The organism is Pontibacter flavimaris, from assembly GCF_001907195.1.
In the GTDB taxonomy this organism is placed as follows: Bacteria; Bacteroidota; Bacteroidia; order Cytophagales; family Hymenobacteraceae; genus Pontibacter; species Pontibacter flavimaris.
Window position 1 is genome coordinate 182,474 of sequence record NZ_LVWA01000004.1, and the last position, 13,932, is coordinate 196,405.

Below are 13,932 nucleotides of genomic sequence, written 5' to 3' on the forward strand. Positions count from 1 at the left end.
TACAGGTCTTTGTCTAATTTTGCAGCTCTTTGCAAGATAATTTAACCATCACATGATACAAAGAATTCAAACCGTATTTCTGGCCCTGCTGGCCATTGCCATGATCGCGATGCTGTTTCTGCCGTTGTGGTCTAAAACCGACCCCACTACCGGCGAGGAGGTGGTGCTAACCGCCTGGAACCTGAAATCATACTTCCTGACCGAGCAGGGAACGCCGGGCGCGGCTGGGAACGTGCCGCAGCAGGGCACCATTGCCATCGGCATGCTGGCCATTGCCGCCGCTGTTATTGCCATTTACGAGATCTTCCAGTACAAGAGCCGCCTGAACCAGATGAAGCTCGGCCTGCTGAACACGCTGATCATTATGGCTACACTGGGTGCGATGCTGTACTACGCCTACTTTGTGGGCTCCGACCTGGTTTTGGCTGGCGAGAAAGGCACGTACGAGGCGGGTTTCTACATGCCGTTGCTGGCGCTGGTACTCAACTCGTTGGCCAACCGCTTCATCCGCCGCGACGAGAACCTGGTGCGGTCGGTGGATAGGCTGAGATAAGTTCTGCGTAAAGTATAGCAGAGGGGCGGGTGTCGTTTAGGCGGCACCCGCCTTTTATATTTTATGCGTAGAGGTGCCTTTTATACTTGGGCTATACTTTATATTTCCCTGGCGCAAGCTGAAAGTCCCGGAGCATTTCGGGGCGTCCGCTTGTGCCTTCTTATACTTAAGCTGTACATCGGTTATACTTTCCTAGCCTTTCGTGTCTTTTTATACTTTGGCTGTACTTCCCTAGCCACCGCTTCCTGCTATTTGAGGCAAGCTATCCGTACTAGCTTCCGCTGATCCTATAGTTCCCACATACCTATCGTTGCATTTCCTAATTGGCTCCCTCCAGCCCGGGAGGGCTCGTCCTTTGGCATCGCGCGGTGTACATTTCCTTTGCTTGACCTTACGGTCTCCGCAATTTCGCTAAAGCGAAACCGTAAATCTACAAGGCGCTCTTTATCGAGGGCCCCCACCCCCACCCAAGGACTGGGATCTGATTCGATAGCTTCTGCCCTAACTGTCATCTCGAATGAAATGAGAGATCTTTTTAGAATTCTACATAGATCCCTTCCTCTGGTCGGGATGACAGTAAAGTATAGCAAATACAGAATCTCCCTCCTCAAAGGGGCTAGGGGTGGGTGTATACTTGTAGGGACAGGTCGCGACCTGTCCGCGCGAGAACAGTGGCAATGAAACGTATACTTTGGTTGAAGCAATTACAGGCTCCCCTCCTTAGACAAGGAGGGGCAGGGGTGGTTGGATATCAAAGTCAGTAGCTTCGGCTACACCTCTCTTCCCACAAGATCCTTTCAGGATGACAGTAAAAATAGCAAGTATACTTCCGCACCTCTGAATGGCAGGGGTGGTTGGACCGGGCCCTATAGAACTTTCCTCCTGTTCTTAGCAAAGAGCTAGGCAAAAAAAGAGCGGCGCAAGTATAACCTGCGCCGCTCCAACATATCTCATACTAAATTTTAAATTCACTAACTCCTAAACTCCCCTCACCTTCTCCTTCTCGCATACTCCTCCAGTTCCCGCACGCTGCTGTCGTGGCGGAAGAGGTCGTAGATGTAATAGAAGCGGTCGCGGTCGCAGAGGTAGTCGTAGGCGTACTTGGCGAACTCTACGCGGGTGCTCTCGTGGTCGAACTGCTGCAGCAGGCGCTTCAGGTCGTCGGCCATGATGCTGTTGCCATGCAGCGCATCGCGGGCTATACTTAGTTTGGTGCTCTCGAAATCGCGGTTGCGGATGGCGTCTATGGCGCGCTCCAGTTCGCGGCCGGAGAGCAGGTTGCGGCAGTTGCCATCGTTGTAGTCATCGCGGTAGCGGTCGTCTTTATACCTATCGTCGTACCGGTCATCGTAGCGGTCGTGGCCGCAGTACGCGTCGTGGCGGTGGTGGTCCGGGTAGCGGGGCAATGGCGGGGCGGGCACCACGACCACCGGCCTCAGCGGCACCTCGCTCAGGAGCTTGAGGTGCGCCTTCCCGCTCCGGCCCAGGGTGCGCACGCCATAGCTTGCCTCTACCCCGTGCGGCACAAATACCTTCTGGCCCATTTTGTACACGCCGTGCCGGCTGCGCACACGAAGTTCGATATAGTGCTCGCCCGGACGCACCGCGTTCATGCGCACATAGTTGGAGGCGGTGTGGTTGAGGGTGCGCCCGTTTACTTTCACCTGGAAAGACTCACCGCGCTCGGCGGTAAAAACAAGTATGGAGGCCTGTGCCCATACCGGCAGCGCCAGCAGCACAAGCAGGATCGGTAGTAGAAGCTTTCTCATGGCAAGTATATGTTTTTGCTTATACTTGCGCTATCCCAATTTCTGTGCCAGTTTGGTTAAGGTAGCTTACTTCTCCCGTTTCAGGCTAAGGTTGTAGTTGAGGCCAATGGCTAAAGAGCCCGGATAGGGGTACTTATCTTTTCTCCTCAGCCCATCGTTAATGCTCCGGCTGATCATGTAGTAGTTAAAATAGGCGTCCAAGCTTTTTGTTATTGGATACCCAATCCCAAATCCGCCTGTGAGGTAGGCATTGAAGCCGGAGGCTTTCTCATCGTAAGTAACAGTGGTTACCTCATCCCGGCGCGTTGTTTTCTGCAACCGTGTAGTGCTGTAGATAGGTGCGGGCCACCTCATCATAATAAATCAGCCTATCCTCGGCCTCCACATAAACATAGCTGTGGTCTATTTTGGCAGTACCAAGTACCATAAGAAAAGCCCGCATGCACCCTTGTTCCGGGGCTTAGCTTATAGCCTACATGCAGTACCCCGTGCGATGGATATCGCCGCCTTTGGGCTCGTGCTTATACTTGAGATTATAGCCCATCGTTGTTGCCGTAACACCAATATAAAGCTGTTTGGCTTTTATAGTGCCATTGGGAGTTAGTAGCTGGGCCTTTGTAGTAAACGAGGCAGGCAGAAGAAGATACACAAAGAATGTTTTCATGAGCCAATCCTTAATCATTCATGTTTAGAAGCAAAGCTATATTCTATTCCAAATGCGAGTGATCTATAGATACGGTTTGGTAAGGTGGCGAACTGGTTCCAATCTTGGTGTTGGGAGTTTAGACTTGTCAAGTTCTTTTTGAAGAAAAGATATTCTAAATACCCATTAAACCGATGGCTAATTTTATAGTTAAGACCAATACCGGCTGTGGCAAAAACATCTGTTCCCTTTACCTGCATACTATGTCCGGCAGATTCATTCCTATGGACCTCGGTTCTCTTTATATCTGTGGTACCAAATGCTGGCATTACCGTAGCAGTACCATAAATCGGGAAGCACTTATTAGCGTTGAAAAACACAAATTTACCTGTAACAGGAATGGCAATAACCCTGGTTTGGGATTTGTCCTTGTACAGCAGCGTATCAGCATCCCCAAGGTACCAATCATAGCTGTCTCTGCTTCCTCCATAGGCAAGTCCAATTTGTACCCTTGCTCTCTCATTTATTTCATAGCCAAGGCTTAATAAAAAAGGATTAAAATAACCTGACTTAATTGTATACTTTTCAATTTCAGGCTCATCATAGTAAATGTGATAAGAAACGGTGGTAAGGTTGGCTCCTATGTAAAGCCCGCTTTTATTAGAAACTCCCTCTGAAAGGCCTCGGGCCACTGCAACTATAGAGCCAAATACGAAATATAAAAATACTATATACGCTTTCATGATGAGTTAAAAATTGGGCTTTGGTTGCTGCTGTTTTTACTTCTCCCGCCTCAGGCTAAGGTTGTAGTTGAGGCCTATGCCCGCTGATTTCCCTTCATAAAGACTGCTTGAGCGCGGTTCGAAGAAAAAGTTCTTGTAGAACAGGATGCCATCAGCATAAAGATCTATCCGCTTGCTGAGCCTGTAGTTAAGTGTTAAGCCTGCCGTGGCAACCAAATCAAACGTATAGAATTTCTCATCATACAAAACCACTACATCCTCATCATAGGTTTCTGTGGCTCTTGTTTTCATGTGCCCAAATACAGGAGCAAGCGAGGCGTTGGCATATACTTGCAGCCTCTTGTAGGGGTTAAAAGGTGTCCATTTCAAGGTTAAGGGAGTAACTACTCCCCGGATGCGTTGATATTTATAGAACTTTCCTAATACACCATCTCGTAGAGAACCTGTCCCGTGCCCGTTTATTTCATCAGCTCCATAGCCCACCCCCATTTGTACAGCTGTTCTTTTGTTTAGCCTATACCCAAAATGAGCATTTACAATCGGCATGATAGCACTAAAGGACTCATGCTTCAACTCCCCCATGATCGGGTAGGGCGTGTTGCTTACCCCTATCCCGACAAAGAATTTATTTTCTGTAGAATCTGGGTTAGAAGTTTGCTGCGCCACAACAGCGAACGGGGAAAGCAGCAGCAAAAGGGCAAGTAAGTTTGTTTTCATTTGAGCTATGGTAATAGGAACATTATGCTTAATACTTATAAACATATCTATATTAAATTATAAAAACAAGGTGATTTTACTTCCTTTTGTCACATTGATTTTAGTCGGTTTTCCATCCTGCTATACTTAAAAAATGCCACTATAGCCTCAAAAGCTGCTTTTGCAATGGCATTTCCCCAGCTATTTGTCACATCAGCCCCGGAAAAAAAGAAGCGCCACAGGTGCTGTACCTGTGGCGCTTGCAAAGTATAAGTCAAGTATAAATTACCCTTCGTAGTAGAACTCGCCGTACTTGCTCCGGATGGTGAGCTCGTTGGTTTTGCTCTTCTCCACGCGGCCGATGATCTGGGCTTCCACGCCAAAGCTTTTCGAAATGGCAATCAGGTCCTGGGCATGCTCCTCTGCCAGGTAAATCTCCAGGCGGTGGCCCATGTTGAAGACCTTGTACATCTCCTTCCAATCGGTATGGCTCTGCTCCTGAATGATGCGGAACAGTGGCGGCACCGGCAGCAGGTTGTCTTTTATAATGTGTACTTTCTCAGTGAAGTGTAGCACCTTGGTCTGGGCGCCACCGGAGCAGTGCACCATGCCGTGTATGTGCGGGCGGTGTGCTTTTAGTATCTCCATCACAATGGGCGCATACGTACGCGTTGGCGAGAGCACCAGTTTGCCTATCTCCATACCTGTCTCCTTGTCTACATCCGTCAGGCGCTTGTTGCCGGAATATACCAGGTCAGCGGGAAGTTCGGGGTCGTAGCTCTCGGGGTAAGAGGCGGCCAGGTACTTATGGAACACGTCGTGGCGGGCTGAGGTGAGGCCGTTGCTCCCCATGCCGCCGTTATACTCGGTCTCGTAGGTAGCCTGCCCGTAAGAGGCAAAGCCCACGATCACGTCGCCGGGCTGTATAGTGTGGTTCGAGATCACCTCGTCGCGACGCATGCGGGCCGTTACGGTGCTGTCCACGATGATGGTGCGCACCAGGTCACCCACGTCGGCTGTCTCGCCGCCGGTGCTGTAAATGCCCACACCGTTGTCGCGCAGCATCTGCAGCACTTCCTCGGTGCCGTTTATGATGGCCGCAATTACCTCGCCCGGTACCAGGTTCTTGTTCCGGCCGATGGTGGAGGAGAGCAGGATCTTATCGGTGGCGCCCACGCAAAGCAAATCGTCGGTGTTCATCACTACGGCATCCTGGGCAATGCCCTTCCACACGCTCAGGTCGCCGGTCTCTTTCCAGTACATATAAGCCAGCGCGGACTTGGTGCCGGCCCCGTCGGCGTGCATAATAGCGCAGTAGTCCTCGTCTCCCGTCAGCACGTCGGGGATAATCTTGCAGAAAGCTTTCGGGAAAAGTCCTTTATCGATGTTCTTGATGGCGTTGTGCACATCCTCCTTAGAGGCGGATACGCCGCGACGCAAATATCTGTTTTCCATAGTTCAGGATGATTTGCCTACAAATTTAACAAAGGGAACGGCATTCGCGACAGCAGTGGCCATTTTTATACTTTAAAAGATACGGGTTGCAACGGTTGCGTAACGGCAGGGGTCAATAATATAGAAGTATCACCATAAAGCACTATACCTATGAAAACCAAACTGCTGCTCCCGCTGCTGGGTGCCCTCTCCTGCCTTGCTGCGCCTGCGCTGGCCCAAACCGATGACACTCCCTCCTCCAGACCCGGTGCGGTGGCGCCCTACAGAACCTCCCTCGGTTTCCGCACCACCTGGGGTGGGCCGTCGGGCGTTAACACCGAACTCCGCCTGAAACATTTTATACGGCCGCAGTCGGCGCTGGAGCTGCAGGTGGGACAATGGCATTACCAAGGCGCCTACCAAGCTTCGCTGCACTACCTGTGGCAGCCGCAGCTGCTCACCTCCAGCCGCCTGCGGCCTTACGCCGGCCTGGGCATCGGCGCTGTGGGCGGCACCCGCGACCGGTTTAACGAAAAGCAGGACATGGAAGTCGGCGCGGTGCTGCTGGGCTCTGTGGGCATAGAGTATACGTTCCCGAGGCTGCCGCTGGCCATCTCTTTAGATTACCGCTTTACTGCCATCGGCCTCAACACCAACAACTTCGAATACTTTGGCCACTCCCGCATGAATACGCTGGGGGTTGGGTTGAAGTATACTTTTGGAAGGTGATTTACCCCACCCCAGCCCTCCCCTTTTATCGAGGGCCCCTACCCCCAGAACAGGGGAGGGAGTTTTTGCAGTGCTGGGTCCAACCACCCCTTGCCCCTCAGAGCTGCGCTCGCTACCTTCGAACTCTCGTTCTCGGTAGTCCAAGGAGGGGAATGTGGAATTGCTTTGGCTGAAGTATAAGTCTTATAGCTGCTGGTATTGCGCGGACAGGCCGCGACCTGTCCGCACAAGTATAAACCCACCCCTACCCCTCCAAGGAGGGGAATTCTGTACTTGCTATACTTCACCTGTCATCTCGAGCAGGGCGAGAGATCTATCGGGAGTTCTAGAGAGATCTCTCCCAAAGGTCGAGATGACAGCAAGGCAGTGGCTATCGAACTGATACCCAGCCTTTGGGTTGAGCGCCTATGCGAGTTTTTCCGGTACCGAACGGAGTGAGGTATTGCGACGCAGGAGCAAAGGAAAAGCTCCCAGCGCGATGCCCGAAGGTGAGCCCTCTCGGGCTTGAGAGCACCAAAGCTGGAAATGAAACTATAGGTAAGTAAGGCTGGAGGATCAGCGGTGTTTTGAAAGTATAGCTTGATTGAGGTTGAAGAAAGCAGCGGCTAAAGGACAAAGGCACAAGCGGACGCTCCGAAATGCTCCGGGACTTTCAGCTTGCGCCAGGGGAAGTATAAAAGTATAACCCAAGTATAAATGCTCACCTCCTCATCCTATAAACCCTGATCCAGACAAATGCAAAGAGCCGCAGAAGTATAAAACTCCTGCGGCTCTCGCTATTGTAGCGCTACACTGATTACTCCTGTATACGTACCACCTTGAATTCGGTGCGGCGGTTGCGCTGATGTTGCTCTTCGGTTTTAGCGTTTTTCACTACCGGGCGGCTCTCGCCGTAGCCTTTGGCCGTGATGCGCGAGCGGTCTATGCCTTTCGAGATGATGTACTCCACAGCAGACTCGGCACGGCGCTGCGACAGGTCCTCGTTGTAAACATCGGAGCCACGGGCGTCGGTGTGGGAGCTAAGCTCTATCGAGATGGCCGGGTTATCCAGCAGGATCTGCACCAGTTTGTCCAGTTCCACGGCTGCGTCGGGGCGGATGTTGGCTTTGTCGAAGTCGTAGAAGATGTTCTCCAGCACGATGGCTTTCTCTTTCACGATCTCGTTGAGCACCAGTGTGGCCGTTAGCCGAACCTCGTTCATCGGGTCCTTCAGCTCACTCTGCGCCGGCATTTTCCCGACGGTGGTCACGCGCTGGCGGGCGGTAAAGAAGTTCGGCTTCTCAGCCACCAAAGAGTACGTGGCAGCGGAGTCGAGTGGGAAGGAAAACTTGCCTTCGGCATCGGTGCTGGCCATGGCCACCTGCTTGCCTGCCTCATCCTGCAGCGTTACGGTGTTGTTGGGTACGGCCGTGCGTTGTTTGGCGCCTTCGCGCTGCTGGTACAGGGTGCCATCCACAAAGAATTTCACCAGCTTACGGTCGCTGCGCACGAAGCGGTACAGGTCGTCACCGCCCTTGCCCCCCTCGCGGTTAGACGAGAAGAAGCCAGCCTGCTCGTTCACGAAGTACATCCCAAAGTCATCGCCCGGCGAGTTTACCGGCTTACCCAAATTAACAGGCTTTCCGTTCTCGATGCGGAACAGGTCGAGGTTACCCAGCCCCGGCAACCCGTCAGAAGCGATGTATACCGTGCCGTCTGGCCCTACCGAAACAAAGCTCTCGTTACCGGCTGTGTTAATGTCCGGGCCTAGGTTCTCTGGAGCGGTAAAGCGGCCGTTGTCATCTAAAGTTGATCTGTAAATATCGGTGCCTCCTAAGCCTCCTTTGCGGCTGGAAGAAAAGTATAGCGTCTTGCCATCTGGCGTGAAAGCGGGTGAGGAATCCCAGGCCTCGGGATCGTTTATACTTAGCAGCTTCGCCTCGGTCCAGCCATTGGCGCGGCGGTTCGACACGAACAGATCCACGTTGCTGCGGCCTTTCTTGGTGCCCTCGTTGCCACGGGCAAACACCATAGTGGCGCCGTCGTTGGCAAAGGTGGCAAAAGCCTCGTGCAGCTCTTCGTTGTTGATGCCTTCATACTTGTGCACGGCCCCTCCCATCTCAGCGGCGGAGTCGGTCAGGGTGGTGGTGAAGATATCCAGGAAGCCCTCGCCGTTGCCCAGGTACTCTTTGCCGGGGCCGCGTGTGGAGGAGAAGATCAGCTCGTTGCCCTGCACGTAGGGGCCAAATTCAGAGCCCTCGGTGTTCAGCGCCTCCAGGTTCTGCACCTTGAAGCGTTCGCCCAGGCCCATGATCTCGTTCAGCTGCTGCAGGTTCTCCAGTTCGCGCACCGCCATAGAACGCAACTGCGGGCTGGTGGCTACCTGCACATACTCGCCCATGCGGCGCAGGGCCTCCTCATACTTGCCATTTGCCTTCAGGGCCAGCGGGTAGTAGAAGTAGGCGTCCTCTTTGCGGTAGTTGGCATCCAGCGCGGCTTTATAGTAGGGCTCTGCGGCGGCCAGGCGGTTAGAGCGGCGGTAGGCCTCGGCAATCTTATAGTTTACCTCGCCGGCATTAGCGGCACTGCCCAACGCCTGCTTGTAAAACTCTATGGCACGTTCATATTCTTCCTGCCCAAAGCGTTTGTCGCCCTTGCTCAGGTACTGGCCGGCGCCGCAACCGCTGAGCAGCAGCAGGAACAGCACGATAAAACCGGTTTGTTGCAGTCGTTTCGCCAGAGGCATTCGTGGAGACATGTGGTGCATGAACAAGTAGGATTAAGGTTAGCCGGATCAGAAATAGCGGGAGAGCCAGCTGTTGCCTGCCGGCCGTGGCCATGCCTGCTGCAGCTCCCCGTAATTGGTTATAAGCGTATCAAAGTATAACGTATTCCTGTTGATGTCTCCGGTCTCCACTTTGGCTTTCAGCTCCGGCACGCTTACCAGTTCCACCTCCCCCTCGTTCAGGAAAGCCAGCTGCGTGCGGTCCAGAAACGACACGCCCAACTGCTGTTCCAGCTCCCGCACAAACCTTACAGAGGCATCGATGGAGCAGCCGCTGGAAGCCGTCGCCTCCTCGTTGTTGGCCAGCACCAGAAAACGCCCGTGCAGCAGCGCCGCCGAGGACTGAAGCCCTTTCCCGTGGCTGCTCCACTCTGTGGCGAAGCGCTCCATAGTGCGCTCTATTTCAGCCTGCTCCGCCTCCGTCAGGGGTCTGCTGGCCTGGTAAATCCAAACGCGCGACTGCGGGGGCAATTGATCAAACGGAATATACATAGTTAATGGTTGGATTGTTGATTGTTAGTTGTTGACTGTTGCTCGTTAACCGCCCTATGAAGTATAAACCCCAGAGCAATTAACAACCAGGGATCAGCATTTATTTAGAAAGCCCTTCGGCCTGGGCGATGAGCTCGGCGATATCGAACACTTTTACGTTTTGCTCCTGTTCCTTGTTCTTCACGCCATCGTTCATCATCACCATACAAAACGGGCAGGCGGTGGCTATTACACCTTCGCCATCTCCTAAAGTAGCCAGCGCCTCTTCGGTTCTTTCAATGTTGATCTCTTTACGGCCTGGCTCTGCCTCCTTAAACATCTGGGCACCACCGGCACCACAGCATAAACCATTTGCGCGGCTGCGCTTCATCTCCACCAGGTCGGCATCCAGAGCAGCCAGCACATCGCGCGGCGCCTCGTAAATGTCGTTGGCTCTGCCTAAATAGCAGGAATCATGATACGTGATGCGCTTGCCTTTAAATGCCTCGCCGCCCTGCACATGTACTTTACCCTCGTTAATTAACTGCTGCAGGAACGTGGAGTGGTGAATCACCTCGTAGTTGCCGCCCAGGTCGGGGTACTCGTTCTTGATGGTGTTGAAGCAATGCGGGCAGGCCGTCACGATCTTCTTCACATTGTAGGCGTTTAGCACCTCTATGTTGGTGAGCGCCTGCATCTGGAACAAAAACTCGTTCCCGGCACGCTTGGCCGGGTCGCCGGTACAGCTTTCCTCGGTGCCCAGCACCGCATACTTTACGCCCACGTGCTCCAGAATCTGTACAAAGGCACGGGTAACCCTTTTATAACGGTCGTCGAAGGCGCCGGCGCATCCCACCCAAAACAGGATCTCGGGCTCCTCACCATTGGCAGCCAGCTGGGCCATGGTCGGCACTTTTATCAATCTTTTATTTTCTTCCATCTGAGTATTTGATTGTTGGTTGTTGATTGATAATTGTTATTCTCTCACAATCTCTCGTCAACGCGCAACTATAAAGCAATTAACAATAAGCAATTAACAATTAATTCTTGCTCGGCACATACAGCTCGTCGGCCCAGTTAAAGCGGTCGGAGGCCGGGAAGGCCCATGGTGCGCCGTTGTTCTCGATGTTGGTGAACATGGCGTTCAGCGAGGCCGGCGCAGCCGACTCCTCCAGCACCAGGTAGCGGCGCAGGTCCATGATGGTGGACAGCTGGTCGATGTTGACCGGGCAGGACTCCACGCAGGCGTTACAGGTGGTGCAGGCCCAAAGCTCTTCCGGGGTGATATAGCCGCGCAGCAGCGTTTTCTCCTCTGTTGTCGCTACGCGCTCCACGCCCATCTCCTTGTAGTGGTTTGGCCGGAAGATAGCCGGGTGCTCGCCCTTCTCCTCCATCCTGTCGCGGGTGTCCATGATGATCTTACGCGGCGAGAGCAGCTTGCCCGTGATATTGGCCGGGCATACGGAGGTACAGCGGCCGCACTCGGTACAAGTATAGGAGTCCATCAGCTGCTTCCAGGTCAGGTCTTCCACGTCCTTGGCGCCGAAGCGCTGCACCACGGGGTTGCCGGCCGCATCCACCTCCGGGGCGGGCGGCTGGTAGCTGGGGACCAGCATGGCCTTGATCTCGTGCGTAATGGCCGGGTTGGTGGTGAACTTACCCTTAGGCAGCAGCTTGGAGAAGTACACGTTCGGGAAGGCCATGATGATGTGGAAGTGCTTGGAACTGGGCAGGTAATTCATGAAGGCAAGTATACCAATGATGTGGATCCACCAGCCTACACCCGCTACAGTTGCCAGCGTACCGGCATCAGCGCCAAAAGCATTTACAAAGAGCTGGCTTACCGGGAAGCTGCCGGGCAGCTCGTGGCCGCGTAGCTCTGCCAGTTTAAGGTCCGCTATGTTAAACGCAAACAAGGCAAACATCAGCACGATCTCCGTGATCAGAATAACGTTGGCATCCATTTTGGGCCAGGCACGCATCTCCACGCCATTAGCCAGGCGGGGCACTCTGGACACATTCCGTCTCCACAGGAAAATGGCACAGGCGATGATCACCAGCGCGGCCAGCACCTCGTTTATCGCCATCAGCCCACTGTATATCGGGCCCATGAAGCCCAGCACCCGGTGCGTCCCGAAAATACCGTCGATCATGATCTCCAGCACTTCGATGTTGATCACCAGGAAGCCCACGTACACGAACAGGTGCAGCACGGCCGGCAGCATGCGCTTAAACATTTTCTGCTGCCCAAAGGCCACCAACAGGGTTTTGTTGATGCGCTCCGAGGGATTATCAACCAGGTCGGTGTCGCGGCCCAGCAGCACGTTCTTGCGAATCTTGCGGATCTGCCACACAAACAGCCCAATGCCAACGGCAGCCACAATCAAAAAGATAATGTTCTCTATTCCTATCACGGCATTTATTCGTTATACATACTAATTTATAGATAAAGATAGTAGAATCCTCAGAAATATGTATGCTGACGCACTTTATTAAAATATTTTTCTGACGAATGTTTGCTACTTCAAAATTGGTTACTACTTTTGCATACCCTTTCGGATTAGGGGACACAACAAGAGCTGGTGATGTAGCTCAGTTGGTAGAGCAAAGGACTGAAAATCCTTGTGTCGTTGGTTCGATTCCAATCATCACCACCAGCAACCCTCACTTTAAACGGTGAGGGTTTTTTGTTTTTAGTCCCTCCCCTTTCAGGCACTCCCTATACTTTATTCCCTCCTCTACAGTTGCTGTTTCAGCATAATGCCTAGCAGGCCGGTATTCATACTTTAGCTTCAGAACCATGCCAGCCGCCCAAGAGAACCAAGTATACCGGAGCGTCTCTTTAGGTATACCGTCCGGCACCAGTACCCCGCACCGGGGCTGCGAAGAGTTCCAGATGAGGTTTTTTCAAATGCATCAAGGCTGGCACCTGGCCCGTAGCTCAAGCAGCGCGGCGCTATAGCCCAAATCATAGGCCCTGGAGAAATGCGCGCAGGCGGAGTCTGCCTGCTGCTGCTCCAGCTCGGTGCGCCCTAACAGGTAGTACAGGCGGCCATTCTCCTTATCGGCGATGAGCCCGGCGCGGTAGTCCTGCTCCGACTGCCTCAACTGCCCCTGCTTATAGTAGGCAAACCCCCGGAAGGTAAGCGCCTCCACCTGCTCCGGCCTAGTCGAGCTGTTGCGCAGGAAGGTGCTGAGGTCTGTGATGGCGTCCTCATACTTGTGCAGGTAAAAAAGGCGAACCTCCCCGCGCTTCAGGTGGGCATGCCAGAGCCTGTCGTTCAGCTCCAGCGCCCTGGTCAGGTCCTCCTCTGCCTGCTGGTACTGCTCCAGTTGCTGCAGGCTGCGGCCACGCATGTAATATACCTGGGCCGAGGGCTGGTCCTGCAGTGAGATGGTCTTGTTCAGGTCCTGCAGGGCAGAAGTATAATTCTCGTATACATCCAGCTCGATCATGGCGCGGGCCTCGTAGGCGGCTGCCTTGTCGGGTATGAAGTGGATGGCATCGGTGAGCAGGCGGTGGGCGCTGGTATACTTGCCGTCGGCGATGTAGGTCAGGGCCGTCTTATACTTGTCCTCCCCGGCGATGTGGTCCATCACGGCTTTGAGCAGCAAACTGAAAAGTATGAGCCCCCCTGCAAAGGCCAGCGTAATGTACCAGTCCTTGCGCGAGAAGCTGCTGCCCTTTGGTGGGCGCTTTTTGTAGTGCCGCTCATCCACGCCTGCGGGGGCGCGGGTGGTGTAGTGGCGCGGGTCGTAGCGCCGGGGCTGGTGCTGTATCACGGCGCGGTACTGCTGCTCGCGCTGGTACTGCAGCCGAAGGTCGTAGAGGGCACGCTTGCTCGGATTGGAGAGCACCTGGTAAGCCGCATTCGCCTGCTTAAACAGCTCCTCGGCAAGCAAGTTCCCGGGGTTCTTATCGGGGTGGTACTTGATAGCGAGCCGCTTGTATGCCGCCTTCACCTCCTGCATCGTGGCCGTCTGGCTTACCCCTAATACGTGGTAGTGGTTATGGTTCAAGCAGGTATAAATCTTTAGGTAAGATCCGTCTTAAATTTAACTAAACCTATACAATTAACCTCAAATTGCGTACTACAGTTTTAGCAAGTTATACTTTACGTAAATTTTTT

Annotated in this window: 13 protein-coding genes and 1 tRNA gene; 3 read left to right on the forward strand and 11 right to left on the reverse strand. The window is 53.4% G+C overall.

Annotation, left to right across the window (positions count from 1 at the left end):
- The first annotated feature begins 52 nt into the window (after positions 1–52).
- Positions 53–553: a DUF4293 domain-containing protein gene (locus tag A3841_RS05690; protein WP_073851360.1), complete on the forward strand. Its 501-nt coding sequence runs from the start codon at positions 53–55 to the stop codon at positions 551–553.
- A 989-nt stretch (positions 554–1,542) separates the two neighbouring features.
- Here A3841_RS05690 and A3841_RS05700 read toward each other — a convergent pair.
- The 6 genes from A3841_RS05700 to A3841_RS05725 all read right to left on the reverse strand — a co-directional run bounded on the left by A3841_RS05700 (position 1,543) and on the right by A3841_RS05725 (position 5,859).
- Positions 1,543–2,322: a DUF4476 domain-containing protein gene (locus A3841_RS05700; RefSeq protein WP_073851362.1), complete on the reverse strand. Its 780-nt coding sequence runs from the start codon at positions 2,320–2,322 to the stop codon at positions 1,543–1,545.
- A gap of 66 nt (positions 2,323–2,388) precedes the next feature.
- Complete coding sequence (locus A3841_RS05705; protein ID WP_073851363.1) at positions 2,389–2,640, reverse strand: hypothetical protein; 252 nt, start codon at positions 2,638–2,640, stop codon at positions 2,389–2,391.
- A 154-nt stretch (positions 2,641–2,794) separates the two neighbouring features.
- Positions 2,795–2,986 carry a hypothetical protein gene (locus A3841_RS05710; RefSeq protein ID WP_139307897.1) on the reverse strand — a complete coding sequence of 64 codons (192 nt, stop codon included), beginning with the start codon at positions 2,984–2,986 and terminating at the stop codon, positions 2,795–2,797.
- Between the two features lie 14 nt (positions 2,987–3,000).
- On the reverse strand, positions 3,001–3,708 hold the full coding sequence (locus A3841_RS05715) for an outer membrane beta-barrel protein (protein WP_073851365.1): 708 nt from the start codon (positions 3,706–3,708) through the stop codon (positions 3,001–3,003).
- 36 nt (positions 3,709–3,744) lie between these two features.
- On the reverse strand, positions 3,745–4,425 hold the full coding sequence (locus A3841_RS05720) for an outer membrane beta-barrel protein (protein WP_073851863.1): 681 nt from the start codon (positions 4,423–4,425) through the stop codon (positions 3,745–3,747).
- 264 nt (positions 4,426–4,689) lie between these two features.
- Entirely contained in the window at positions 4,690–5,859 is a 1,170-nt protein-coding gene (locus A3841_RS05725; RefSeq protein WP_073851366.1) for an AIR synthase related protein, read from the reverse strand.
- Positions 5,860–6,009: 150 nt separating this feature from the next.
- Between A3841_RS05725 and A3841_RS05730 the strand changes: the two genes are divergently transcribed.
- A complete protein-coding gene (locus A3841_RS05730; protein ID WP_073851367.1) occupies positions 6,010–6,567 on the forward strand; it encodes a porin family protein in 558 nt (185 codons plus the stop codon).
- Between the two features lie 796 nt (positions 6,568–7,363).
- Here A3841_RS05730 and A3841_RS05735 read toward each other — a convergent pair.
- The 4 genes from A3841_RS05735 to A3841_RS05750 form a co-directional block, all read right to left on the reverse strand.
- Positions 7,364–9,304 carry an OmpA family protein gene (locus A3841_RS05735; protein ID WP_235861304.1) on the reverse strand — a complete coding sequence of 647 codons (1,941 nt, stop codon included), beginning with the start codon at positions 9,302–9,304 and terminating at the stop codon, positions 7,364–7,366.
- A 36-nt stretch (positions 9,305–9,340) separates the two neighbouring features.
- On the reverse strand, positions 9,341–9,823 hold the full coding sequence (locus A3841_RS05740; protein WP_073851369.1) for a hypothetical protein: 483 nt from the start codon (positions 9,821–9,823) through the stop codon (positions 9,341–9,343).
- A gap of 100 nt (positions 9,824–9,923) precedes the next feature.
- Entirely contained in the window at positions 9,924–10,742 is an 819-nt protein-coding gene (locus tag A3841_RS05745) for a (Fe-S)-binding protein (protein ID WP_073851370.1), read from the reverse strand.
- Between the two features lie 100 nt (positions 10,743–10,842).
- Positions 10,843–12,216, reverse strand: a complete 1,374-nt coding sequence (locus tag A3841_RS05750; RefSeq protein ID WP_073851371.1) for a 4Fe-4S dicluster domain-containing protein — start codon at positions 12,214–12,216, stop codon at positions 10,843–10,845.
- A 167-nt stretch (positions 12,217–12,383) separates the two neighbouring features.
- On the opposite strand from A3841_RS05750, the gene A3841_RS05755 reads away from it, so the two are divergent.
- Positions 12,384–12,459, forward strand: a tRNA-Phe gene (locus tag A3841_RS05755).
- Between the two features lie 259 nt (positions 12,460–12,718).
- Here the strand turns inward: A3841_RS05755 and A3841_RS05760 are convergent.
- Complete coding sequence (locus A3841_RS05760; RefSeq protein ID WP_073851372.1) at positions 12,719–13,822, reverse strand: J domain-containing protein; 1,104 nt, start codon at positions 13,820–13,822, stop codon at positions 12,719–12,721.
- Positions 13,823–13,932 lie beyond the last annotated feature (110 nt).